Annotated in this window: 26 protein-coding genes, 1 pseudogene and 2 riboswitches; of the genes and pseudogenes, 6 read left to right on the top strand and 21 right to left on the bottom strand. The window is 44.3% G+C overall.

Features of this window, described 5'->3' with window-relative positions; all coding sequences use genetic code 11:
• Nucleotides 1–45: 45 nt before the first annotated feature.
• The 5 genes from MKX60_RS13235 (at nucleotide 46) to MKX60_RS13215 (ending at nucleotide 5,157) form a co-directional block, all read left to right on the top strand.
• The gene (locus tag MKX60_RS13235; RefSeq protein WP_042190241.1) at nucleotides 46–1,296 is read left to right on the top strand and encodes a methyl-accepting chemotaxis protein; all 1,251 of its coding nucleotides are present in this window, start codon (nucleotides 46–48) and stop codon (nucleotides 1,294–1,296) included.
• Between the two features lie 191 nt (nucleotides 1,297–1,487).
• Nucleotides 1,488–1,583, top strand: a riboswitch (cyclic di-GMP riboswitch).
• Nucleotides 1,584–1,701: 118 nt separating this feature from the next.
• On the top strand, nucleotides 1,702–3,345 hold the full coding sequence (locus MKX60_RS13230; protein ID WP_341060068.1) for a thiamine pyrophosphate-binding protein: 1,644 nt from the start codon (nucleotides 1,702–1,704) through the stop codon (nucleotides 3,343–3,345).
• A 10-nt stretch (nucleotides 3,346–3,355) separates the two neighbouring features.
• Nucleotides 3,356–3,724 (top strand): carboxymuconolactone decarboxylase family protein, encoded by a 369-nt coding sequence (locus MKX60_RS13225; protein ID WP_042129622.1) that lies wholly within the window; start codon nucleotides 3,356–3,358, stop codon nucleotides 3,722–3,724.
• 38 nt (nucleotides 3,725–3,762) lie between these two features.
• Nucleotides 3,763–4,113 (top strand): hypothetical protein, encoded by a 351-nt coding sequence (locus MKX60_RS13220; RefSeq protein ID WP_341060066.1) that lies wholly within the window; start codon nucleotides 3,763–3,765, stop codon nucleotides 4,111–4,113.
• Nucleotides 4,114–4,164: 51 nt separating this feature from the next.
• Nucleotides 4,165–5,157 carry a 3-oxoacyl-[acyl-carrier-protein] synthase III C-terminal domain-containing protein gene (locus tag MKX60_RS13215; RefSeq protein WP_042190247.1) on the top strand — a complete coding sequence of 331 codons (993 nt, stop codon included), beginning with the start codon at nucleotides 4,165–4,167 and terminating at the stop codon, nucleotides 5,155–5,157.
• Between the two features lie 70 nt (nucleotides 5,158–5,227).
• On the opposite strand, the gene MKX60_RS13210 is transcribed toward MKX60_RS13215, so the two are convergent.
• The 21 genes from MKX60_RS13210 to mscL form a co-directional block, all read right to left on the bottom strand.
• On the bottom strand, nucleotides 5,228–5,443 hold the full coding sequence (locus tag MKX60_RS13210; RefSeq protein WP_339242753.1) for a DNA-binding protein: 216 nt from the start codon (nucleotides 5,441–5,443) through the stop codon (nucleotides 5,228–5,230).
• Between the two features lie 14 nt (nucleotides 5,444–5,457).
• Complete coding sequence (glpK, locus tag MKX60_RS13205) at nucleotides 5,458–6,951, bottom strand: glycerol kinase GlpK (protein WP_341060064.1); 1,494 nt, start codon at nucleotides 6,949–6,951, stop codon at nucleotides 5,458–5,460.
• A gap of 118 nt (nucleotides 6,952–7,069) precedes the next feature.
• The gene (locus MKX60_RS13200; RefSeq protein WP_076284549.1) at nucleotides 7,070–8,506 is read right to left on the bottom strand and encodes an ATP-binding protein; all 1,437 of its coding nucleotides are present in this window, start codon (nucleotides 8,504–8,506) and stop codon (nucleotides 7,070–7,072) included.
• Nucleotides 8,507–9,223, bottom strand: coding sequence for a response regulator transcription factor (locus tag MKX60_RS13195; protein ID WP_036676174.1), 717 nt, complete (start codon nucleotides 9,221–9,223; stop codon nucleotides 8,507–8,509).
• Nucleotides 9,224–9,300: 77 nt separating this feature from the next.
• Nucleotides 9,301–10,563: a cytochrome c biogenesis protein CcsA gene (ccsA, locus tag MKX60_RS13190; RefSeq protein WP_042190256.1), complete on the bottom strand. Its 1,263-nt coding sequence runs from the start codon at nucleotides 10,561–10,563 to the stop codon at nucleotides 9,301–9,303.
• A complete protein-coding gene (resB, locus tag MKX60_RS13185; RefSeq protein ID WP_341060062.1) occupies nucleotides 10,560–12,245 on the bottom strand; it encodes a cytochrome c biogenesis protein ResB in 1,686 nt (561 codons plus the stop codon). The genes ccsA and resB overlap by 4 nt, the downstream gene beginning before the upstream one ends.
• Nucleotides 12,245–12,766 (bottom strand): redoxin domain-containing protein, encoded by a 522-nt coding sequence (locus MKX60_RS13180; RefSeq protein WP_042190261.1) that lies wholly within the window; start codon nucleotides 12,764–12,766, stop codon nucleotides 12,245–12,247. The genes resB and MKX60_RS13180 overlap by 1 nt, the downstream gene beginning before the upstream one ends.
• A gap of 120 nt (nucleotides 12,767–12,886) precedes the next feature.
• Nucleotides 12,887–13,645, bottom strand: coding sequence for a pseudouridine synthase (locus MKX60_RS13175; RefSeq protein WP_036676166.1), 759 nt, complete (start codon nucleotides 13,643–13,645; stop codon nucleotides 12,887–12,889).
• Nucleotides 13,646–13,665: 20 nt separating this feature from the next.
• The gene (locus MKX60_RS13170; protein ID WP_076284547.1) at nucleotides 13,666–14,010 is read right to left on the bottom strand and encodes a peptidoglycan recognition protein family protein; all 345 of its coding nucleotides are present in this window, start codon (nucleotides 14,008–14,010) and stop codon (nucleotides 13,666–13,668) included.
• Between the two features lie 66 nt (nucleotides 14,011–14,076).
• Nucleotides 14,077–14,565, bottom strand: coding sequence for a spore maturation protein (locus MKX60_RS13165; protein ID WP_042190265.1), 489 nt, complete (start codon nucleotides 14,563–14,565; stop codon nucleotides 14,077–14,079).
• A 52-nt stretch (nucleotides 14,566–14,617) separates the two neighbouring features.
• Entirely contained in the window at nucleotides 14,618–15,283 is a 666-nt protein-coding gene (locus MKX60_RS13160) for a nucleoside recognition domain-containing protein (protein ID WP_076284546.1), read from the bottom strand.
• Nucleotides 15,284–15,318: 35 nt separating this feature from the next.
• Complete coding sequence (locus tag MKX60_RS13155) at nucleotides 15,319–16,518, bottom strand: D-alanyl-D-alanine carboxypeptidase family protein (protein ID WP_341060060.1); 1,200 nt, start codon at nucleotides 16,516–16,518, stop codon at nucleotides 15,319–15,321.
• Between the two features lie 166 nt (nucleotides 16,519–16,684).
• Nucleotides 16,685–17,179, bottom strand: coding sequence for a GerW family sporulation protein (gene ytfJ, locus MKX60_RS13150; RefSeq protein ID WP_149646797.1), 495 nt, complete (start codon nucleotides 17,177–17,179; stop codon nucleotides 16,685–16,687).
• 83 nt (nucleotides 17,180–17,262) lie between these two features.
• Nucleotides 17,263–17,976, bottom strand: coding sequence for a DUF2953 domain-containing protein (locus tag MKX60_RS13145; protein WP_076284544.1), 714 nt, complete (start codon nucleotides 17,974–17,976; stop codon nucleotides 17,263–17,265).
• A gap of 184 nt (nucleotides 17,977–18,160) precedes the next feature.
• Nucleotides 18,161–18,763: an SMC-Scp complex subunit ScpB gene (gene scpB, locus MKX60_RS13140; protein WP_042190273.1), complete on the bottom strand. Its 603-nt coding sequence runs from the start codon at nucleotides 18,761–18,763 to the stop codon at nucleotides 18,161–18,163.
• Nucleotides 18,732–19,523 carry a segregation and condensation protein A gene (locus tag MKX60_RS13135; RefSeq protein ID WP_042190275.1) on the bottom strand — a complete coding sequence of 264 codons (792 nt, stop codon included), beginning with the start codon at nucleotides 19,521–19,523 and terminating at the stop codon, nucleotides 18,732–18,734. The genes scpB and MKX60_RS13135 overlap by 32 nt, the downstream gene beginning before the upstream one ends.
• 135 nt (nucleotides 19,524–19,658) lie before the next feature.
• Nucleotides 19,659–20,126 (bottom strand): 6,7-dimethyl-8-ribityllumazine synthase, encoded by a 468-nt coding sequence (gene ribH / locus MKX60_RS13130; protein ID WP_042194286.1) that lies wholly within the window; start codon nucleotides 20,124–20,126, stop codon nucleotides 19,659–19,661.
• A 36-nt stretch (nucleotides 20,127–20,162) separates the two neighbouring features.
• Nucleotides 20,163–21,416: a bifunctional 3,4-dihydroxy-2-butanone-4-phosphate synthase/GTP cyclohydrolase II gene (locus MKX60_RS13125; RefSeq protein WP_076284543.1), complete on the bottom strand. Its 1,254-nt coding sequence runs from the start codon at nucleotides 21,414–21,416 to the stop codon at nucleotides 20,163–20,165.
• Nucleotides 21,417–21,478: 62 nt separating this feature from the next.
• On the bottom strand, nucleotides 21,479–22,147 hold the full coding sequence (gene ribE, locus MKX60_RS13120) for a riboflavin synthase (RefSeq protein WP_042190280.1): 669 nt from the start codon (nucleotides 22,145–22,147) through the stop codon (nucleotides 21,479–21,481).
• A gap of 101 nt (nucleotides 22,148–22,248) precedes the next feature.
• Nucleotides 22,249–23,349: a bifunctional diaminohydroxyphosphoribosylaminopyrimidine deaminase/5-amino-6-(5-phosphoribosylamino)uracil reductase RibD gene (gene ribD, locus MKX60_RS13115; protein WP_042190282.1), complete on the bottom strand. Its 1,101-nt coding sequence runs from the start codon at nucleotides 23,347–23,349 to the stop codon at nucleotides 22,249–22,251.
• Between the two features lie 216 nt (nucleotides 23,350–23,565).
• Nucleotides 23,566–23,741: riboswitch (FMN riboswitch) on the bottom strand.
• Between the two features lie 248 nt (nucleotides 23,742–23,989).
• A complete protein-coding gene (gene mscL / locus MKX60_RS13110; protein WP_341060059.1) occupies nucleotides 23,990–24,394 on the bottom strand; it encodes a large-conductance mechanosensitive channel protein MscL in 405 nt (134 codons plus the stop codon).
• A gap of 358 nt (nucleotides 24,395–24,752) precedes the next feature.
• On the opposite strand from mscL, the pseudogene MKX60_RS13105 reads away from it, so the two are divergent.
• Nucleotides 24,753–24,836, top strand: a pseudogene (locus tag MKX60_RS13105) (DNA-binding response regulator); the annotation flags it as partial.
• Between the last annotated feature and the right edge of the window lie 34 nt (nucleotides 24,837–24,870).

Raw genomic sequence — 24,870 nt, 5'->3', positions numbered from 1 at the left:
ATAATAACACCAATACATAATATTAATAAGGAGGACATTATACCAATGAACTGGATGCATAAACTTCCGTTAAAACAAAGAATTGTTGCCGGATGTTACCTCGTTGCCGCACTATTTGCTATTCCTGTTTTAGTTACTTTTATGATCTTAGGCAACATTATTTTGGGTATTGTTCTAATCGTAGTTCTTGCTGCTCTAACTTTCCCCGTGGCCCGCTTTATCGAGAGAACGCTTACATCTTCTTTTGATGACATCGCGAATGTATCTCATAGTATTTCAAAAGGGGATTTTACTAGTAGAGCCGATGAGAACGGGTCTATGGGGGACGTAAGTCGTTCCTTTAATACTATGATTGACAAGCTCAAGAAGATTTTGACAGAAGCATCACAAATCACTCGTCAAGTTATGGATGCAAGCCGTGGAATCGAAGATAAGAATCAGAATTTGAAAATTGTCATGGCACAGGTAGCCTCTTCGTCTAACGAGCTAGCTCTTGGTGCAAATGAAATATCTACGGATATCGCTGAAATGACAGAATCTATTAAAGATATTGAGAATAAAGTATCCAATTATACGAACTCAACGAAAGAAATGAACAGACGTTCAATACATACATTAGAACTAGTTGAACAAGGACGGCAGTCCGTTGATACTCAAGCTGAAGGCATGCGCAAAAACATCCAGGCTACTCAAAAAGTAGCTGATACTATCGAAGCCCTGTCTCATAATGCTCGCGGAATTACGATGATTACAAAAACCATCACAGAGATCGCTGAGCAGACCAACCTCTTATCGCTGAATGCCTCCATCGAAGCAGCACGCGCCGGAGAGCATGGTCGAGGTTTTGCTGTAGTCGCACAGGAGGTTCGTAAACTTGCCGAAGAATCAACGGCTTCAACGAAGGAAGTCTTTGGCTTAGTTCGGAGCATCGAAACTGATATCAAACAAGCGATTGACAATATCGCTATCAACGAAGAAGTCGTACAGGTACAGAATGAGATGATCACTCAATCTGCTCATATCTTTGCTCAAATTGTGCAAAGTGTGCAGTATATTACCGAGCAAATCTCTTCCTTCTCTGCTGAAAGTGATCTGATGTTGGAAAGTGCCTTGAAAATCTCAAGTGCAATAGAGAATATCTCTGCAATCACACAGCAAACCGCTGCCGGCACCGAGGAAGTATCCGCCGCTATGAATGAACAAATTAATGCCCTGCAGTCCGTTGCTGAAGAAACTGAGAAAATGACACAGGCTGTGTTTAATCTACAGAAGACTATCCATATTTTCAAGTTTTAAGTCACTTGCAAAAATATATAAACAAGTCCAAAAACTCCTCCTAAGTTTTGACTTAGGGGGAGTTTTTTTATATCTATTATTTCATAGGTTGGACAAGACTTTCGTCAAAATTCGAGTTAATTTGCGAAAATATATTGACAAAGGTTCTCTAGGAATATATTGTAAAGGAAAATTCTTCTTATAAATTTTAAAATTAATATTGGCAAAATCTTCGAAAGAGGATGACGCAAAACCATGGATCTACAGCCTCATTTTTAATCAGAGGCCATGACTGCCAGGTTGCAGAAAACCAAGACGACTGAACAATTGTTCAGTCTCTATGGCGATTTATGCCACCAACCTGTGCCCTAATTCAGAGCACAGGTTTTCTAATGTTTGATTTTAAAATAACAATCAACTTGTGAGGTGTATTTTTTGAAGACAGTCGCAGATTACATGTCGGAAGCACTACGGAACCTAGGTGTTACCCATTCCTTTGGTATTATCGGGAAATCCATTTGTCCTATTGTTCTTAAAATGGTAGATTACGGTATTGAATTTATTCCCGGGAGACATGAGTCCAGTTCCGGCTTCGAAGCAGCCGGGTATGCGCTTAAAACTGGAAAACTAGGTGTAGCTTTTGGTACTTCAGGTCCTGGTGGAACAAACCTATTAACTGCAGCAGCACATGCTAAGGCTAACAACCTACCTGTCCTATTTATTACTGGCCATCAATCTATTAAAGAGCTTGGAATCCCCCAATGTCAGGACTCTACCTCTTTTCTAGCTGATTTAGCTGATATGTTTAGACCTGCCACCTTATATAGCAAGCTTATTGAACGTGGAGACCACTTTAGCACAATCTTTAATCATGCCATATCCATTGCCTTGAGCGGTAATCGTGGTCCAGTTCACCTTTGTATTCCCTTTGATGTACAAACGGAATTGCTAGAGGAATGTAATATTGTAATCCCTGAACGCGAATCACTGGTTAGCCATGCTAATATCGACCGTGTACTTGATGCTATAAATAACTCTAAGAATCCAATAATTATCGCGGGTAAAGGCGTTAACCGCTCAGGAGCACATAGTGAGCTAATTCAATTAGCGGAAACATTTAATATTCCTGTAGTTACATCTCCAGGTGGTAAAGGGGCTATAGCTTGGGATCATCCACTCTATCACGGTCCAATTGGAGTAGGCGGTTGTACCCATGGGGATGACTTGCTGAATCAAAGTGATCTATTTATCGTTCTCGGCTCACGTTTAAGTGATATGACAATTTGTAATCTTAAAAGGGAAAATCATCCTGCAACATTAATTCAGTTTGATAGCGATCCGACTTTTGTCGGAAAAATATTGTTCTCTAAAACGATTCCAGTGACTGGAGATCTACGGGACAATCTAGTTTACTATCTCAATAATATTGACACGAACAACATCACAAAACGCGAAGCACCGACAAATTCCGATTATACCGAAGAGCCTCCGATTTTACCAAACCTTTCACTTGCATCGGTCTTGAGTACGATGAGTGATTTGATTCCTTATAACAGCACAGTCTTTGTTGATGATGGAAGTCACGGTTTCCATGCTGCGAAATGGTACAAGGTTAAGAAACCGGGCAGTTTTGTTTTCGATGCTTACTTTGCTTGTATGGGTAATTCCATCGGAATGGCGATTGGTGCAAAGGTTGCTGCTCCAGAAGAAACGATCTTCTGCATTACAGGAGATGGCTGCTTTATGATGCTAGGCGCAGAGATTAACGCTGCTGTCTGCAAGGATATTCCTGTCATATTCATTGTTGTGAATAATAAACAGCTAGATATGGCTCTAAAAGGTATGGAAAAAACTACAGGACGTATTGACGGAACTATCTACGAAGTCCCTATGGATGCTGTGAAATTCGCAGAATCACTAGGCGCTAAGGGTTACAAATGTGAGACAGCGGAGGAGTTCGAAACAGCCATCAAGGATGCTGTTGCCATCAACCGTGTTGCCGTCATTGAACTGCTAACAGACCGTGATGAGGTCCCTCCGACTGCTCACCGTACTTTGAACCTAAATTAGGAGGTCACTTATGAAAGACAATGTAAACAGTGGTCTGAACCACTTCACGAATCTCTCTGGAGACTACGGAGCTAAAGCACTGGCTCCGATTAAAGAACATTTCCCCGATTTGGCTGAATTTATTATGGGGAATGCCTACGGCGATATTTTTCAACGCAACACAATCGAAGCTGACTGGAAGGAAATCGCAGTTATCTCTGCCCTGATTTCGATGGGTCAGTTTGATCAATTGGGTGTTCATTATGTCATGGCTCTTCGTGTGGGAGTTACTGTAGAACAACTCAAAGGTATTCTATTACACTTAGTACCCGCTATAGGGGCACCTAGAATCATCACCGCTTTTAATATTCTTCTCGAAACGATTGAAGAAATAAAGTAACTATTTTCAGTAAAATTAAAATATCGGGAGATGTTAACGTGGGACAGTTTACTTTAAAGACAGACACTACTAAAAAAGTGATCAATATTGAGCTGGAAGGAACATTTTCTGAAGAAGATGGTCTGAAATCTATCCAAGCTTATCAACAAACTATTAATCCTATCACTCCAGCTGACTATGAATTACAAATCGACTGCAGAAAGCTAAACGTAACTGCTCCTGATGTTGTGCCTCTTTTGGAAGGTTGCTTCGTAATGTTTAAGAATGATGGATTTGTAAAAGTAAATCTAACCCTTGAGAATAACCCAATTCTTAAAATGCAGCTTGCTCGTCTGGGTCGTAAAGCAGGACTAGAAAACATCGAGATCATTTCCACCGTTACAGCTTAATTCTTCTTATAACTAAAAAAACTATAGAGTTTTTCAGGAGGATTCATTCATATGACCGGAATTCGTATTCAAGACATTGATATCTATCATCCCAGTAATAAAGTTGGTAACGACTTTTTTATTAAGCATTTTGACGAAAAGGGTATTGATATCCGAGGTCTACTGACCACTTTAGGTCGTGATACGCGCTATAGCATTAAGAATGAGGAAGAAAATTCTCTTACGATGGCTTTTGAGGCTGCCAGTAATGTGTTGGATAAAAATGGTCTCACTGGCGCTGATATCGATCTTATTGCCTATGCAAGTCAAACTCCTGAATATATCTTTCCTACTAACTCTTTAATGATTCACCGTTTAATTAACGGCGCATCCCATACAATTTGTATAGATAGCAACGCTAACTGTGCAGGTATGACTGCTTCCGTAGAACAGGTGAGCCGTCAAATGCAAGCCAATCCTAGAATTAAACGTGCTTTGGTCATCGGATCCGATTATGTAGCACCTCATGCAGATAAGAATGATCCTGTCTATTATGCTAACTTCGGTGATGCAGCTGCGGCAGTCCTTCTTGTGCGCGATGATAATGCGGTAGGCTTCATTGATTCTGTCTATCAAACAGACACATGCGTTTACGGCAACTCCATGTTCCCGGCTGAAGGCTTGGCTAATCTGGGTAGAAAAGGCGTCGCGGCTGGAGAATTCAATGTGAAGTTCATTCCATTTGATGATTCCATTTGCGTAGATGCTGCTTCTGAATCGATTCGCACGCTTCTATCTGATAACAACATAGCGCCTGAATCTATAAAAGCGGCCTGTTTCTCACAGCTTTCACTACCTAATATCGTTGGTGTTTGTGAAAAAGTGGGTATTGATCGTGAGGTTGCGGTTTACATAGGTGATGAATTCGGATACACCTCAACCAGTAGCCCGTTTATCGCTCTACACAAAGCTATTACTACAGGAAAGATCGAACGCGGAGATAAAGTTCTGTTCTGGACAGTGGGCGCTGGATGGCAAAACGTTGCATTTGTTATTGAATATTAAGCGTTACAACCTAAAAAGCGGCAGGCCAAGGATTATCCTTAGCTTGCCGCTTTTTAGGTTGATCTGTTCTTTAGGACTCGCTGGCAAAGGATAACCCCTTTTCAGTGAGCGCACGCCGTAGTACATCAATCCCTTTTGGTCCCATCCCATGGAGCTGCAGAAGCTCTGACTCAGTGAGCTTACTGATTTGGTGAATCTGTGTATACCCAGCACCATGAAGTGCTCGAAGTGCAGGCTTAGATAGTCCACTCGGTAGATCAGATTCTGTTCCATTAAACATAGACATATGCATCTCCCTGATCACTGATATCTTTCATGTTTTTCCCAGCCCATGGTACGCGCTACAGCGTCTTTCCAGGCGTTGTAACGTCGTTCACGCTCATCTATACCCATTACAGGTGAAAAGACCCTCTCAGCTTTGTTAAAGCTTTCTAGCTGCTCTCTTGTCCAGACTCCTGAGGTTAATCCAGCCAGAAGTGCTGCTCCCAGCGCAGTCGTCTCCGCATATGTAGTTCGAGTAACTTCACTACCGAGGATATCAGACTGGAACTGCATCAGCAAATCATTACGAACCGCTCCACCATCTACACGAAGTCCGGTCAATGGCATGCCTGCATCTTTTTCCATCGCCCCAATTACATCTCTAGACTGAAATGCTAATGACTCTAACGTTGCTCTTACCAAATGCCCCGAGGTGGTTCCTCTAGTTAGACCGAAGACTGCTCCACGTGCATACATATCCCAATAAGGGGCACCTAGTCCAGTAAAAGCAGGTACGACGACAACCCCTTCACTGTCCTCTACTTCCCGTGCTTTGTCTTCCGAGCCTGCCGGCTCCGTTATGAGTCCTAACCCCTCCTGAAGCCATTGTACAGCCGCTCCGGCTACAAACACACTGCCCTCGAGTGCATAATAGAGTTCATCCCCCATTCCCCAAGCTACAGTGGTCAACAACCCATGACTGGAGACTACAGCTTCTGTACCTGTATTCATCAGAATAAAGCATCCAGTTCCATATGTGTTTTTGGCACTGCCAGGTTCAAGACAAGTATGTCCAAACAAAGCAGCTTGTTGATCCCCCAATACAGAGTGAATAGGTATTTCTGTCCCGAACCACTGCGCGTCTGCTGCTCCAAATTCACTACCGGACATCCTCACTTCTGGCAGGATGGAGCGTGGTACACGAAGCTCCTCCATTAGCTCTTCGTCCCAGCAGCGCTCATGAAGATTATATAGCATCGTACGCGATGCATTAGTTACATCAGTAGCATGTACAGCCCCGCCAGTAAGCTTCCAGATTAGCCAGCTGTCTACTGTCCCAGCTAGTAGCTCGCCATTATTCGCCCGCTCTCGTGCGCCGTCTACATGATCCAGAATCCAGGAGAATTTAGTTGCAGAAAAATAAGCATCCACAACGAGTCCCGTCTTGCTAGCAATGAGTACCTCTACCCCCTTACTCTTGATCTCTTCACACAGCTCTGCAGTACGTCTGTCCTGCCACACAATCGCAGGATAAATCGGCTTACCTGTTGCTCTATCCCAGATCAGGGCCGTTTCCCTCTGATTTGTAATTCCAATGGAATATATTTCCTGAGGCGTTATCCCGCCCTGAGTAATCGCATCTCTTGCAGCTGCAAGCTGTGACGCCCAAATTTGCTCTGGGTCATGCTCCACCCAGCCAGGGTGTGGGAAAGATTGTTTAACCTCATATTGCCCTTGTGAGACGATTCTAGCGTCCTCATCGAACACTATGGCTCGTGAACTGGTAGTCCCTTGGTCTAAAGATAAAATCATTTGATGGCCTCCCAAGCATAAACAATGAGATATGTTCCACGATGAACAAGATTAATGTGTTTGTTTCAACAAAAAGCACCTCTGCTGTCAGAGGCGCTATCACACATTGTGTTTGGAATTACTGTTTTTCGACAGGAAGTCTTAGGGTAAAGGTTGTACTTTCGCCCAACTTACTGGAAGCTGAAATGGTTCCGTGATGCGATTCAACAATATTTTTAACAATCGCAAGCCCGAGTCCCGTTCCACCTGATTCTCCCCGTACACGTGCCTTATCGGCTTTGTAGAAACGATCAAATATATAAGGCAGATCTTCCTGCGGAATGCCGACGCCTTCATCCTGAATTTTAATTTCAAAATAGCGACGCCCTTCTAAGACACAAGTTCCTGTATGAACTGTGATCTTCTTGCCACCCTGCGTATGACGAAAAGCATTATCGAGCAAATTGGTTAAGACCTGCTCAAGCTTATCTTCATCCGCTGCCTTAAGAACAAGGACATCGCTCTCTTTATTTAGCTGCAGATGAATATCACGCTCTTTCGCACGTACGGAAAATTTGCGATACACTCGTTCCAGCAGTTCGTTCACATCTACTTCTGCCTTCAACATATCCGTATGTCCAGCTTCCATTCGCGCAAGGTCGAGCAGATCCTTTACAAGACGTCCCATACGGAGCGATTCATCATGAATGACCTGAATCAGTTCACTGCTTTCCTCTGGTGAAGAAGCCATGCCGTCAAGTAAAGCCTCACTATAACCTTGCATCATCGATAATGGCGTCCGAATCTCATGAGAGACGTTTGCCACGAAGTCACGGCGCATTTTTTCGAGTCGTACTTCTTCAGTCACATCACGCAGAACAGCAACCACTCCACGAATGCTACCCTCAGAATATAAAGGTGCCATATGGACGGACCACACGCCCTGCCGGACATGTACATTAGAACGCTCATCGCCGCCTTGTTTCAACGTGCTCAAAAATAAAGGACGCAGGGGAGGTGGAACATTACTCTCAGCCGTTTCCGTATGAGGTTCAATGTCACTCTCTTGTTCCCACTCTAAATCGCTCCAGCTCTCAAGTAGCGATTGACCATGCGGATTGGTCAGAATAATCTGGCCTTCGATGTCAAAGGTGATTACAGCATCACTCATGCTGCGTAATACACTGGATAGATGGCCCTTCTCATGGTGCAGACTGCGAATATTCTCTTCCAACTCCTCAGCCATATGGTTGAAGGAAGTCGCCAATTGGCCAATCTCGTCACTTGTGACCAGCGTCAGCCTTGTTCCGTATTCACCACGTCGAATGTTGTTTGCAGCCTCGATGACACGTTGCATCGGTTGAGTGATCTTGGTAAACAAGAACAACGCGAAGAATGTCGTCAAAGAAAATCCGATCATGCACGTATACATAAATAAACGTTTGATATCGCCGGAATTAGCAAAGTTGCTATCGATATAGGGAAGTAGAAACAACCCGAGTGTAATAAGCACGACAGCGACCAGGCAGATGATCGTGACCCACAGCTTGCCGACAAGACTTCTCCAGAAGTTCACTTATTTAGGTACCTCAAGTTTGTAGCCTACACCCCATACAGTTGTAATCATCGCCGCGGATTCCGGTGATACTTTATTCAGTTTTTCACGAAGACGCTTAACATGAGTATCGACTGTACGCAAATCTCCGAAAAACTCATAATTCCAAACATCCTTAAGCAGTTCTTCACGAGAGAACACTTTATCCGGTGAAATCGCCAAATAATGCAGCAGTTCGTATTCTTTCGGTGTCAGACTCACTTCTTCACCGCCAGCAGTTACTCGGTGTGCGTCATGCTCAATAATAAGATGAGTGAATACAATGTTATTACTGGAGTTGCTCTCTTTGGACAAAAATGCTGTTGCTGAAGAACGGCGCATAATGGCCTTCACGCGATAAATCACTTCGCGAGGACTAAATGGCTTCACGACATAATCATCCGCGCCCATTTCAAAGCCCTGTACACGATTAATCTCTTCGCCTTTAGCTGTAAGCATTAAGACAGGTGTCGATTTGACCCCTCTGAGTCGGGTCAGCACTTCCATTCCATCAATGCCAGGCAGCATAACATCCAGCAAAATTAGACCGTAGTCATTTGCTGTTGCTTTGCGTAGAGCGATTTCGCCATCTTCAGCTTCGTCGATTTCATAACCTTCTTTTTCAAGATACATCTTTAGCAGGCGGCGAATGCGTTCCTCATCATCCACTACCAGAATTCTGTTTAAATGATCTGCCATTTCACAACAACCCCTTCATCAAATACAGTAGAACGTAACCTTAAATCCATTGTGCTGTGTTAGCAGGTAAACTATGCTCAGTCCGTCCCCGCATAAGAATGAAGTCCGGCGATGACTAGATTAACGCCAACTAAGGTAAACATTACGACCAAAAAGCCTAGAACGGCAAGCCAGGCAGATTTTCGCCCTTGCCATCCACGAGCCAATCGTAAATGAAGATAAGCACTATAGAAAAGCCAAGTAACGAGTGCCCAGACTTCTTTGGGGTCCCATCCCCAGAATCTTCCCCAGGCTATTTGCGCCCATATCATTGCAAAAATCAAAGCGCCTAATGTGAAAATAGGAAAGCCAATGGCTATCGCCCTATACGTTATCTCATCTAGATCGCCTTCATCAATCCCCTCCATAACCGGGTGAATCGCTGCGCCTAGTGGCTTGCGTACGATCAAGCGAAGAATTCCGTAAAGGAGTAATCCGGAAAGAATCGACCAGATTACAGTATTAAACTTCCGGCCAGCATTCACACCATTCATCCATGAAGGAGCTTCAAAGAGAGGTTCTTTCATGCCAAGAAACGACTGGAAGCTTTCAATTTCGCTATTGTGAGGAGCCACAATCGGCGGCATTCGATAACTCACTTTCTCTATTGTACTATTTTCCTGCCCTGCGCTGTCAATCGTAACGTTGGGACGAACAAAAACAGTCTCATAACCTGCTCCGCGGAAAGCAAAAACTGAACCCAGAAACCCAATTATAACAATGATTGAAAAGAGAGTAAATTCAATCAGTCTCTGTTGCTTACGATCCGCCTTCTCTTTACTGGAAAAATTAACAGTCCGTAGCAGATACATCAGCCCTGCCGCAAAACCTACCGCGAAAAAGGATTCACCTAGTGCTGCCAGTGTTACGTGAATCTTGAGATAGTTCGATTGCAGGGATGGAATTAACGGCTGAACCTCCTGTGGAAATACAGCTGCGTACGCCATCACAATAATGCTAATTGGAACTGCAAACAGACCGAGAATAACTTTGCGATAGATCGCGTACATCACTGTAAAGGCTACCATAACCATCATGGATAAGAAAGTCATGAACTCATACATATTGCTGACTGGAATATGTCCTGCACCAAACCAACGTGTAAAGAAATAAATAAGATGAAAGATAAGACCTATAGAAGAAACAATAAAAGCTATTTTACCCCATCGAGCAGTATGTTCCTCTGGCTTGCGGCCCGACCACTTGCGACCCATGATAGCGATAGTGAATAACATAAACGACCCGCTGTATAATAAGAATGCGGCAATAAAGACGGCACTGCTGATATCGAGCAAGCTCATGTAAGGCCTCCTCCATTATCTATTGATTTTTCATCGACTACCATATCTACTTTTTCTAAAATAGAAACGATCTCACGACGGAAACCGAACCAATTCTTGTTCGTATGTCCTCCGAGTATTAGCTCTCCGTTTACAACGGTAAGCCAGATGCGTCTATGCTGCCAGTAAAATCCAAGGATTAAACCCAGCATCACGATTGCTGCACCTAACCATACAAAAGGCATTGCACGATCAATACGTATATTCAAGTATGTAGTCGATTCCGAAAAATCAACATCGCTCATGTTGTCCACTTCAAGCTCAAGAAATCTATTGCTGCCACCAAGCTTATCGTTAATAGCCACCTGCTGAAACTGAGACTTATCTACCTGCTTAGGAAAATAGAAGTACTGCTGCCCTTCCGCTGGCAAATTCGGTCCTTGAATCAAGAATAAGAATGCTGGTGCATTCGGATAAGGCGACTTAGATATCGGCTGACCATCCTCATTCAGTCCAAAATCCATATACTTCTCTTTTAAAGTCATCGTATAGGGTCCCGCTGTAATTGTACGCTGCGGATTCTTCATATCCAGTTTGAATTTACCGTACGACTCCCCAGTGGTGGAATTCTTAAGCACTGGCTGTACAGAACGCAGCACAGGTGTTAGATCATAATCAAACTGATACGCTTTCAATCCTTTATAATCCAAAGGTGAGTTTACTTGGATATTATGCGTTGTCACCTCAGTAAGCTGCGGTTCCTTAGTAGGATCTGCGCAATCCGCGGTACATTTATATAGCACTGCTTTAGTTTGGAATAATTTTGGAAGGATTTTTTTGCCTCGAAACTCCTCAGGCATCTCTTCATCGGTGTAGAACTCTACGGTGAATTTCTCGTTTTTTAAATAATAGGTAGTATCCGGAATCTGTGTAATTTCCCCTTGCGGGAAAGCAAGATGCTGATCCATGTTGAGACCCGGCAATCCTCTTGCCAGTACAGCAAGTAAAAAAATAATCAAACCAATATGTATTACGTAAGGCCCCCAGCGGCTGAAGCGGTGTTTTTCTGCCAGCAGAGCTCCTCCATCCGTCTTGACTCGGTAGCCCTTTTTACGCATAGGCTGAACCACCCGAGCAACCCAAGCTTCTGGTTCTTCTTGCACTTCAGTAACTAGCACAGCCTTTTGCCGAGTTAAGAACTGACGATGTTTCCGAATCTTCTGCCTAGTTAATGCCTTATATAGCGGAAGTACTCTGTCCAAACTACAAATGACTAGTGAAGCACCAATCATTACGAGTAGAGTCACAAACCACCAGGATTCGTATGTATGTGAAAGTCCAAGCTTATAGTAGATGTCCCCAGCTGTTCCGTACTCCTGCTTATAATAACTCGATGCATCAATATTAAGGAAAGTACTCTCCTGAGGGAAAATGGTTCCCAGCATAGAGCCTAACAGTGTCAAAACGATTAGATATATCGCTATTTTGACAGATGAAAAAAAGTTCCAAACTCGATCAATAATGTTTGGATTAACACGCTGCGAACGACGGGCTACACCATCATAACGCATTTCCAGATTCTCGCCCCAGTCCGATTCTTTGCCAAGCGGCTTTCCGCATGCTTCACATAGAACAGTGCCTACAGGGTTCTGATGGCCACATTCACATTTGGTATTGGTTATAAAAGCCTCGCGTTCACTCATCAATCCACCAGCTTCCCAATTTGATCATCTAGTGAATCTAAATCAAGCTGACCAATATGAATGCTGTCAATTTTACCCTTTGCATTAATAAAAAAAGTAGTGGGGAGTGGAGAAATACCATAACTTCGTACAGCGTCTCGTCCCGTGTCCATCAAAATCGGAAAATCAATATTGACTTGCTTCACAAAATTCTCGACAGTCATCTGATCTTCACCTACGTTGATTCCAATAACGACTACATCTTTGTCCTTCCATTTTTCCCATTGTGCTTGGAGAGCCGGCATTTCTTTTACACATGGCGTGCACCATGAGCCCCAGAAATTCAGCACAATAGCCTTCCCCTTATACTCGTCTAACGTATGCCCAAGTCCATCAAGACCCAGCAAATCAATGGCAGGCGCTTTACTACCTTCCTCTGGTTTTCCGCTTCCACCAAATACAGAGGAACCAATTGCATAACCACCCACTAGAACGATTAGAAACAGAATTACGATTTGAATTGGTTTTCTCGCTTTACCCACATGTAAAGCCCCCTTCTGTGACGCAACTCATACTTATGTTGTAAGGTGTGAACATCCTATGAACATTATAGCGAATTTCGTCACAGTATTAGGGGGTTTAATTGTGAATATTGTGTGTCTTTATGACTCTTTACGTGGAGTTCTTTCTTTGAGTAATCCTGCTTTGGCAATTTGCTGCAGATGGTTAATTTCATCTTTAGTCAAATGACGGTAGGATCCACGTTTAAGATTTTGCAGCATAATATCCCCGAATGAAATCCGCTTCAGACGGAGAACGGGGTGTGAAATCGCATCAAACATGCGTCGTACCTGACGGTTACGTCCCTCGTGAATCGTAATGCTGATTACTGCTTCTTTATTCGCTTCATCAATATCTTTGTACTCTACTTCGGCAGGCGCTGTCATACCATCTTCCAGCTTGATCCCAGCCTTTAGCTTGTCCAGTGCAGTACCGTGCGGAATACCCTTGACCGTAGCGTGATACGTCTTAGGTACATGATGCTTAGGATGGGTAAGCAAGTTAGCGAAATCTCCATCATTCGTTAACAGCAGCAGTCCTTCCGTATCGTAATCCAGACGGCCTACAGGGTAAACCCGTTCTGTAATTCCTTTAAGGTAATCTGTTACAACCTTGCGACCCTTTGGATCGGAAGCACTTGTAATGACTCCTTTAGGTTTGTTGAACATAATATAGATTTTGTTCTCGCCCCGGATCAGTCTACCGGAGACTTTAATAATATCTGTTGCGGGGTCCACCTTCGTGCCAAGCGTAGTTACGAGTTCCCCGTTGACTTCCACTTTACCGGCCAAAATCATTTCTTCACACTTACGTCTGGACGCCACACCTGCCTGCGCCAAAATTTTCTGTAATCTTTCCATTTTCGACTAGTCACCTCAGATTAATGATAACCATCAGAGGGATAAATCACAAGTTCATTCCATGGAAAAAATGCTCCTGGGCAGTAATTATTGTGGGGTTCGATGATTAAAGGGGAGATTTGGTAGCGCTCTACCAGTTCTAAAATGAGTTTACCTGTGGCAAATAGCTGTTCCTTCCTTCCAGATAATGGAGGAATGCCATCTTCCCAGCTGAAATCACCTTCCAAGCAAATGTGAATATACTCCGGATCGGTCAGCAGCGGTGCTGCATAAATGGCTCCGTCCACATCAACCCAGAAATCAAAGCCTTTGCCATTAATGGAAGTACAGCGAGACTGATGCAGAATAAAACCTTTGTAGTTCATAGCGGATTGCCTCCCTCCACATTGCTGCAATAGCATATGTTGAGGAAGGAAAGGGGGTGACGCCTCCTACCCAAAAAGCAGGAGGCAGACCGCGATCGCGGCGACGAAGCCAACGACATCGGAGAATAGACCTACCTTAAGTGCATAACGTCCGTTACGCACACCAACGGCTCCAAAATAAACCGTTAATACATAGAGCGTTGTGTCCGTGCTGCCTTGTATGGTGGAGGCAATCATGCCGATTAGAGAATCCGGACCATGAACGCGAATCAGATCCGTGGTATAAGCAAGCGAGCCTGTCCCAGTGAGGGGCCGCAGAAGGCCGAGCGGCAGTACTTCAGGAGGTACGCCAAGTCCCCGCAGAGCAGGAGATATGAATCCCATTAGGAAGTCGAGTGCGCCCGATGCGCGAAAGACGCTGATCGCCACAAGCATTCCCACAAGATGAGGAATAATCGCGATTGCCGTTCCAAATCCATCCTTCGCCCCTTCAACAAATGACTCATACACCGGGACTTTACGCGTAAAAGCATAGAGCGGGATGAACGTAATCATGACCGGAATCGCCCATGCCGATAGGAGACTGATTAACTGGTACAAGTCATGCTCACCCTTTCAATGAAGAATTAGGCAGCGACGTCTTGGCCAATGGAGCAGAACCAGACTTTGCTGACGGCGGCTTTGGAGGTTTGCGCAGCAATGTCATCCTTCGGAAAAACCGGTCAGCAACTATAGCCGCAAGAGTCGCCACAGCCGTTGCGGCGAGGGTTGTGCCTACTATTCCCGCAGGATCTGCCGAATTGTAATTCAATCGGATCGCAATTAGTGTCGCGGGAATTAGCGTAATGCTTGCTGTGTTAAGCGCCAGTAAGGTACACATGGCTGGTGTGGCCGTTTCTTTATCCGGGTTGAGCTTCTGCAGCTCCTGCATCGCCTTGATCCCCATAGGTGTAGCCGCATTGCCAAGTCCAAGCAAATTAGCGCTCATGTTGGAGAGAATATATCCGATTGCAGGATGACCCTTCGGCACATCTGGAAAGAGGAAGGCTACGATAGGCCCAAGAATCTTGGCTATTTTTTTAAGCAAACCAGCATCCTCTGCGATCCGCATGATTCCTAGCCAGAATACAAGCACACTTATTAAGCCGAAACTTACTGTAACCCCACTCTTGGCTCCGTCGAATACGGCGGCTGTAAATTCATCCATTCTGCCGTTAACGGCGGCGAACAGAAAACCGATGATGATCATTCCTAGCCAGATCCCGTTAATCATGGATACGCCTCCCTCCTCATTATTCAGCTATCTGCTTACTTGGAACTTTCGCCCAATTTAAATAACGCCTTCAGTGCACTCCCTATAGCCTGAAACCAATTATCAGCAGGATAAGTGTGTGCTTGCGTTGTACTATATTTTTTAGTATAAGCGGATTCCTCAGGAGGTAAGGACTCTCGTGTATATACTGGAACCCGGCCTATCTCCTTGCCACCTAGATCAAGAACGAGAACCCCTTGTAATCCAAAGTTTGATCTTGCAGCTTTGGCTGACGCCGAAGGGATCTGATTTAAGACAAGTTTGGTGGTCACTCTATCCTGCTCCCCTTGTCCGAGCGGATAGGCGAATTTTTTGGCTGTCACGAAGTCATAACCGCTCACGGGGTCCCCGCGTTCGATCATTGTTTTTAGTGGGTAGTGATTAAATCCAAAGTTTAGCAGTGAGGCATGATCATTCCAGTCATCCCCATCATTTATGGTCACTGCGACAAGCTGCTGGCCGTTTCTGGTCGCTGAGCTGACAAGGCAGCGTAGCGCTTTTTTGGTATATCCTGTCTTCACACCGTCTGCGCCCTCATATAAGTACAGCATTTTATTCTTGTTTCTCCACTTGTAATCCCATTTCTCATTTGGATTGTCCGCAGTTTTCTCCTGTGTCTTCACAATTTGCTTAAATACAGGATTATGAAGAGCATACGCCGTCAGTACGGCTAAGTCGTTAGCACTCGAATAATGACCTTCAGCATCTAGACCATGCGGATTAGCAAAATGAGTGTTTTTTAATCCGAGCTCTTCAGCCTTATTGTTCATCAGGTATACAAACCCTTCTTCAGAACCGCCGATATGTTCAGCGATCGCTGTTGCCGCATCATTCCCAGATCGCAGCATTAGACCATACAGCATATTTTCCAGCGTCATCTCTTCACCTTGCTGTAAATAAATAGAGGAGCCTTCTTTGGCGAAAGCATTTTTACCAACTTTGACTTTGGATGCTAAATCACCATTCTCAATAGCGACGAGGGCAGTCATTATTTTAGTCAGGCTGGCAATAAGCATCGGCTCATCTCCTCGACTGCTATACAAAATACGCCCGGATTCCACATCAATCAGCGCCGCTGCCCTTGCATGCGTAGATATGGAGCTGTTCTCCGCATGAATCAAAGTTAGCGGTGTCAGAAACAGCAGCAAAACGCTCAGTAATAAGGCGATTGGAAATTTACGGGTTATTGTCTTCATATTTATCCTCCGGATTCTTATCGGTTCTTAAGTAAAGTCATTCATTTCATGCTTATGTTGTACAAGTGTATGCGGACCAGCCTTAGGGTATGTCCTCTCCACACAAAAAGGGACACCGCCTGATGTAAGGCGATATCCCCGAGGCTATTTGTTGAATTATGTGTACCTAATGTGTTGAAGATTGGGATGTACTTGGATCGGGTTTAGCAGGTGCTTGTGCTTGTGGTGCTTGTGTAGCAGTTGACCCAGCTTGACCTGAAGAACTGCTGCTTTGGAACATGGTCTGGATTTTGTCGATGAGCCCAGGCGTGGCATCGATAATTTTTTCGAACAAATGCGTTTGATTGTCGAGTGGCACAATGTTTACCCCATCCTTACCAACCACTAGAAAAGCGATCGGTCTGATGGAGACACCGCCCCCACTACCGCCACCAAAAGGAAGCATTTTGACACCGCCTTGGGAGCTTGATCCACTTATAGAATCCTCTACTCGATAATCACTACCCCCTGCAGCAAACCCAAAGGCCACCTTACTAATCGGCAGAATAATACTACCGTCAGGTGTTTGTACTGGATCTCCAACAATCGTATTAACATCTACCATGCCCTTGATATTTTCCATCGCTGTTTGCATTAGACCCTGAATAGGATGGTCGCTCATATTGTTTCCTCCTTAATTGAGTACGATTTCTCTTGCTTCTACAGCGCTTATCATCCCCACATCCACGCATTTGTATGTAACTTTCATTCTAAACTTTGCCCATGAGACTCCCTACGCATCCGTTTTAGTATTTTTCTCCACTTACTGATTCCCCCCGCCTCCCTCAAGACACGAAGAATAAGCTGCAATGATGCGTATACGGCATAGGAAACGGACAATTTACCCTCACATACGAACTCCATTGAAAAAGAATGCTCATCTTGAAAAACAGGCTTCACAAACACTCGTGGATTGTGTTTCAATTTGACCCTCTGCGAAATAAATCCAACGATGCTCCATTTCAATCCCCAGACGGCTCCTGATACTATGGCAGTGTCTGCCGCATCACCTAGTGAGAAGTCTGTGGACCAGTCGAGCTTTGATATTTTGACATGTGATACAGTTTCCTTGAACCACTTCTTCAATCCACGTGTGGATTTCACTGCTAGCTGTACATTGTCCCGCCAGCGCTCAATTCTTTCTTTATCGAATTGTTCTTCCTTTACAGTGTCAACACCTGTAGTCGCGGTACCCGTCTCTTTAAACTTCCCAAGCACGCCTTGCTCCAATCCCTTAAAGACCAATCGAGGCAGTTCATAGTGGAGTTTGATCAGACCAAAAAGTGTCTTAACATCTAACTCGATCAGATCATTTTTGTCATGTTTATAGCACCGGATGCGGAAATCGATAGATGAAGACAGAACCAGGATCATTGCCAGTACCAGCAATCCGAGGGGTATTCCAAGCCATAACGTCACGTATTTACCTCCAAGAAACCTTAATAATGGGAACCTTTGGTTTAGTATGGCAATTTAATCTGGAAAAAATTCGGGGTTTGGTTAAAAAAAGTGGCTTTACAAAAAAATAGAGACTGCCCATAAACCATATGAATGGTTTATGGGCAGTCCCAGCAATACAAATCATTGCGAAATAACAAAAAAACTATGGTTGCTCAATATCCTCGAACGTCATTTGAGTATCCAGCTTATTGAACAGTAGCTGCGTCTCCTCTTCCAAATTATCAGTGGATTCGAAGTTTGATGGTTCAGGCAGCTCATTCAGACTTGCGAGGCCAAAGCTCTCCAAGAATGATTTAGTAGTCCCATACAAAATTGGGCGTCCTACAGCCTCGGCACGGCCAACCTCATGGATCAAATCCTTATTATTCAGCGTATGAATTGCACGTTCGGATTTCACGCCTCGAATCTCTTCGATCTCCACCCGTGTAATGGGCTGACGATAGGCCACGATCGCCAATGTCTCTAATGCAGCCTGTGACAAGGTTGATCTTGAAGGGGAATAAGCTAATCGCTCGAAATAATGGGCATGCTCAGGCAAGGTAGCCAGCCGATAATTCCCGGCGATTTGGACTACCTGTAACCCCCGCTCCTGCGTTACATAATCCTCTTTCAGTTCTTCTAATGCTCCAGCTGCAAGCTCTGGCCGCTGCTCTGTAATCTCGGCTACTTGCCGTACGGAGATCCCTTCATCACCTGATAGAAACAACAGGCCCTCAATAATCGATTTCAGCGTTTTGTAATCCATTGAAGTGTTCTCCTCCTCTCCACTCCATTACGATGTCCTCAAACAATTTCTCCTGATAGCAAAAAATCGCCTTCATTTTCATTAGTTCCAGAATCGCAAGAAAAGTTACTACGATTTCGTGCCGCGCCATTTCATCGTGAAGCAGTGCTGAGAAGTGGAGCCTACCGCCCTTCCCTCTGCGCTGCAGCGCATCCGATACATCACGTATACGATCTTTTACCGATATTTCGTCCCGGGTGATCCGCTGGTAAGATGACCTTCTTGCCGCCTTACTAAGTGCTTTACGGAAAGCAGCTATAAGGTCGGAAGTATGTAGTCCTTTTAGCGTATGGTCAATCTCTTCAGGCACGTATGGACCCAGATCCTCCGGCTCCTTCGTAAAAATCAAGCTCCGCTCGCTCTCCATATCCATTAAATGAACAGCAATACTCTTGAATTTACGATACTCAATCAGTCGCTGAACAAGTTCAGCTCGTGGATCAAATTCATCTTCTTCGTAATATTCAAAATCATCGATCTCAATGACCGGTGGTTTGGGCAGCAATAGCTTGCTCTTTATAGATAATAGGGTTGCGGCCATCACGAGAAATTCACTCGTAATATCCAGTTCAAGCTCCTGCATACTTCGCAGGTATTCCATATACTGTTCGGTGATCTCGGCGACCGGAATGTCCTGGATGTCGATTTCCGCCTTATCAATTAAATGCAAAAGCAGATCCAGCGGACCTTCAAACGTTTCCAGCTTGTACAATACAGTCACGAAGCATCCTCCCGCCAAAAAAAGTAAAGTGCAGCGCCCTAAAGGACGCTACACAAGTAGAAAGGGCTCTATAATCCATGCTTTCTTCTTATACTATAAATAAGCACGAATTCGACTGATTCGTCAATAGCTGTCTTACTTAAACAGTTTGTTAAGATTCGCCATTTCAATCGCAGCAGTCGCAGCATCCCAGCCTTTATTCCCTGCTTTGGTTCCTGAACGCTCAATGGCCTGTTCAATATTCTCAGTAGTTACTACGCCAAAAATCGTCGGCACGCCGGTTTTAAGATTGATCGCAGCTACCCCTTTTGCAACTTCATTACATACATAATCATAGTGCGTTGTAGAGCCACGGATAACAGTTCCTAAAGTGATTACAGCGTCGTATTTACCGCTTTCCGCCATTTTTTGAGCAATTAACGGAATTTCAAACACGCCTGGAACCCAAGCAACATCTACTTCATCATCGTTAGCACCATGGCGTTTAAATGCATCAAGTGCACCTGACAAAAGCTTACTAGTAATAAATTCATTAAAACGTCCTACTACGACTCCGTATTTTAACCCCTCGGAAACTAAATGTCCTTCTAAATATTTCGGCATATCATTCATCTACCCTTCGTTTTTTATTGTGTGTGATTATACTTTCGAATCCTCATTTTGTTCAATGTCGTCAAAAGACAGCAAATGCCCAAGTTTCGCCTGCTTCGTATGGAGATAATTAGTATTATCCTTATTCTCCGGCATTTGAATTGGCACTCGCTCAACAACTTCCAATCCATAACCTTCCAACCCTTTGATCTTTCGAGGATTGTTCGTTAAGAGACGAATTTGACTTATACCTAGATCCTTCAGAATTTGTGCTCCAATCCCGTAATCACGCAAATCTGCTGGAAAACCAAGCTTTAGATTGGCATCTACAGTATCGAGTCCTTCTTCTTGAAGCTTGTAGGCTTTAAGCTTATTAATAAGACCAATGCCCCTGCCTTCTTGACGCATATAGAGCAATACGCCTCTACCAGCAGCTTCGATCTGCCGAAGCGCTGCTTCAAACTGGGGACCACAATCGCAGCGATGGGAGTGGAATACGTCACCCGTCAAGCATTCGGAATGTACTCGTACTAACACTGGCTCATCACCGGAAATATCGCCCTTCACCAATGCTACATGTTCTTTATCATCCACTTCATTTGTATAGGCAATGGTCTGAAACTCACCGAAATCGGTAGGCAGACGTACAGACACCTCGCGATTGACGAGCTGTTCCTTCTCGTTCCGATAGTGAATGAGGTCTTTGATGCTGATCAACTTAAGATCATGCTTCTTAGCAATCTCAACCAGATCAGGCAACCGGGCCATCGAGCCATCTTCTTTGATGATTTCACAAATCACACTGGCTGGATATGCACCACACATACGGGCTAAATCAACAGCAGCCTCTGTATGTCCGGAACGGCGCAGTACACCGCCTTTTTTCGCAATCAGCGGGAACATATGGCCAGGTCTACGGAAATCAGACGGCTTCGCTTTAGGGTCAATCATGGCCTTTACAGTCAAGGATCTTTCCCCTGCTGATATACCAGTAGTTGTATCTATATGGTCAACCGATACAGTAAAGGCTGTGCCGTGATTATCTGTATTGTGACTGACCATAGCCTGTAGTTCAAGCTCTTCCGCACGCTCAGCGGTAATTGGCATGCAGACCAAACCACGCCCCTCAGTGATCATAAAATTGATGACTTCTGGTGTCGCCCGTTCAGCAAGAGCTATAAAATCCCCTTCATTCTCACGATCTTCATCATCCACCACGATGATGACTTTGCCGCGCATTAAATCATATATCGCTTCTTCAATCGGATCCAAGACACTATCCTTCTTCGATTGTTCGCTCATGATCCTATCCTCCTAATAGCTTTACGAAGGATTATTCCCTTCTTCGTAAGCTTACTCATTATTTAAACAAATCCGTTTGCCGCCAAGAAATCACGACTAATCCCGGAGCTGCTATCACTTTCTTCATCTTGTGCAGCTGAGCCATAATGAAGAAGATGATCTACATATTTGCCCAGGACATCACACTCAATATTCACACTATCTCCTGCCCGCTTATAAGTTAGCACAGTTTCCCCTAACGTATGCGGAATAATGGATACAGTAAGCGATGAAGCCGTCGTCTTTACTACTGTTAAGCTAATGCCATCAATCGTGATCGACCCTTTAGGGATGATATATTTAAACAGCGATTTGCGATCCGGCGCAATCTCATAAACTACTGCATTCTGATCACGCTTTACGCTTTTGATGACAGCAGTGCCATCGACATGTCCCTGAACAATATGACCTCCAAATCGACCACCGGCTGCCATTGCTCGCTCCAGATTCATTCGACTGCCAGGACGTAGCTCCTTCAAATTACTGTTTCGATAGGTCTGAGGCATGACATCCACTGTAAAATAGTTCTCGCCTAAAGCTGTCGCTGTAAGACAGACGCCATTAACCGATACGCTATCACCAATCTTCAAATCATCCATGATGACGGAAGCGGCAATGTTCAGCACCATCATTTCTCCACCGGTGGAGACACTTCTCAGAGTGCCAACTTCTTCGACTAATCCAGTGAACATGCTTTCCCTCCTAGGAGTTTTGTGTGAGTAACACTTCTCCGCTATCTCTCCGAACAAAACTTGCTCCGGAAGCACACGATTAAGTTTTGTAACCATTTACTTTAGCGTACCGGAGTACCGCTGATACATACATTATCTCCGAGCACTTTTACTTCCAATCCCTCCAGAGAAATCGCATCCTTCATTAGCTCTATACCAGGAAATACGAACGTCCCTTTCGCTTCAGCACCACCGCCAACAATCTTTGGAGCGAAAAAGAGAATCACTCGATCAACTAGCCCACTCTCCAGCATCGCACCATTTAGCGTGCCTCCGCCTTCAAGTAAAATCGATCCGATTTCCATTTCACCGAGTGTTACCATAGCAGCCTTCAAATCCACCCGTGGTCCTGCTCCGCTAACAATGATTTGCACACCTGCTTGAAGAAGTGCTGCTTTCTTTTCATCATCTGCGGCTTCAGTTGTCACGATGATAGTAGGCGCTAGACCGTCACTTACAACTGCTGAATCCAAAGGAATACGTAGTCCAGAATCAATCACAATCCGTATCGGATGAATACCCGGCACTTCCGTTCTTGTCGTCAGTGAAGGATTATCTGCAATCACTGTGTTCACACCGACCATTATTCCCTGATGCCGATGCCGCAGCGTATGTACGATCTCCCGCGCTTCACCATTTGAAATCCATTTACTGTCACCAGATTTGGTAGCTAGGTTACCATCCAGCGTGCTGGCACTCTTGAGCGTAACAAAAGGCTGTTTTGTCAAAATATACTTGATAAAACGCTCATTCAACCGCAGCGCACGTTCTCGCAGCAACCCTACTTCTACTTCAATGCCATGCTCACGCAGCATTTGAACGCCGCGACCCGCAACCTGAGGGTTAGGGTCTTCACAAGCGACTACCACTCTGGCTACTCCCTCGTCGATCAGCCTTTGGCTGCAGGGCGGAGTCTTGCCATAGTGACTGCATGGTTCCAGTGTTACGTAGGCAGTGCTGCCCTGTGCTTGGCCAGCCGCCATATTCAAGGCATGAACCTCAGCATGACCTGTTCCGCGCTGCAAATGAGTTCCAAGTCCAATCATCGCTCCATTCTTTACAACAACACAGCCAACAACAGGGTTAATTCCCGTCTGTCCTTGGGCCCGTTCTGCCATATCCAGCGCTAACGACATATAAAACTCGTCATTCATATTATCCATCTCGTTCCCCCTATCCACTTACTGTCTATCTGATGCGTAAAAACAGAAAAACCCATCTCATTCTCCAGGAGGAGTAAAGATGGGTTATGCGAGAGTTTATCGGCAGTCCAAATAAAAGTGTGCGTAAATAACCGTCAAACGACGGCAATTGTGAAATATCGCACATAATAAATGAAAACACTGCAGTCCACCTGTCTATTACAGACAAGCGGTTAACCTCTCCTTCTTCCATCCAGACTATACTGTCGGTCCCGGAATTTCACCGGGTCCACCGTTCGCGTCAACAACGCGAGCCGGGTAGCGGACTAAGTGTGGTAGATAAACTTAATAAATAAGCACTCTACAACAACATCACCGCCGGTAGGGAATTACACCCTGCCCTGAAGGATTGATCCTTTATTTAATTGAGGTTCAACTTTTCCTTACTAACAAAATTATCACTTACACCTTCGAAATGCAAGTGCGTTTTATATATTTACTTAAAATTTGTAACTTAATTCTGAGAGGTATGGTGATTACTAGAAGAAACGACATGGTTATACATAGCCTGCAAATGTACAGTTAAAACCCATTCCATACATTTACATAACAAAAGAAAAAGCGCCTGGACTGTATCTCCAGGCGCTTTTTCTTTTTCCAATTACAATCCGTGTTCTTGTTGTTTCAACAAATCACGAATTTCCGTTAGCAACACGATATCTTCTGCGGGTGCTGGCGTCTCCACCACTTCAACTTTAACGGCTTCTTTGCGCTGGAATTTATTAGCCAGTTTAATCACCATAAAGATTGAGAAGGAAATAATAAAGAAATCAACTACCGCCTGCAAAAATTGCCCATAAGGGATAAGCAGTTCATTATGCATAACCATAACACTTAGAGCCCGATCCTTCAGATCTATACCACCTGTTATCAAGCCAACAATTGGCATAATGATGTCAGATACTAATGAAGTCACAATCTTACCAAAAGCTGCTCCGATAACGACAGCAATGGCTAAATCTAGTACATTTCCTTTCAGGGCAAAAGCTTTAAACTCTTTCCACATCTTCCAATTCTCCTCCAACCTATTGAATTTGAAATTATTATAGCATAGCCGCTTCCCAAATCTTAAGGCTTGTTAAGAAACTATTAAGTTTACTTTTTACTTTTACATGCCGCCATTGGGAAGTTCGCCTGTTTCATCTTTGGTATGTGGACGGTTTTATAATAGCCTTAAGTTTTTCAAAGAGCTAAACAAACTGTTTCCCATCGATCCTCGCCAGCCTTCAAATAAGGATTTCAATCGAGAATATTGTATACTTCTTGTAGTACGGACGGTATAGAGGCCTGTATAAAAATTCGGGAAACACAAAAATTCCCGATCTGCCAAGGGTCAGGAACTAGATAAAATCACTGGACTCAGTAATACACTCATCGTACACATTCGAAAAATCAGAGAAAAAATTGAAGCTAATTCAAGAAAATCACAGTATTTAAAGACGGTATAGGGCGTTGGCTACAAACTGGAAAAAGGAGGTTCTT

It is taken from the genome of Paenibacillus sp. FSL R5-0914, assembly GCF_038004525.1.
Taxonomy (GTDB): Bacteria; Bacillota; Bacilli; order Paenibacillales; family Paenibacillaceae; genus Paenibacillus_AQ.
Note: the sequence above shows the minus strand (reverse complement) of the source record. Positions and strands in the feature narration are given on the sequence as shown.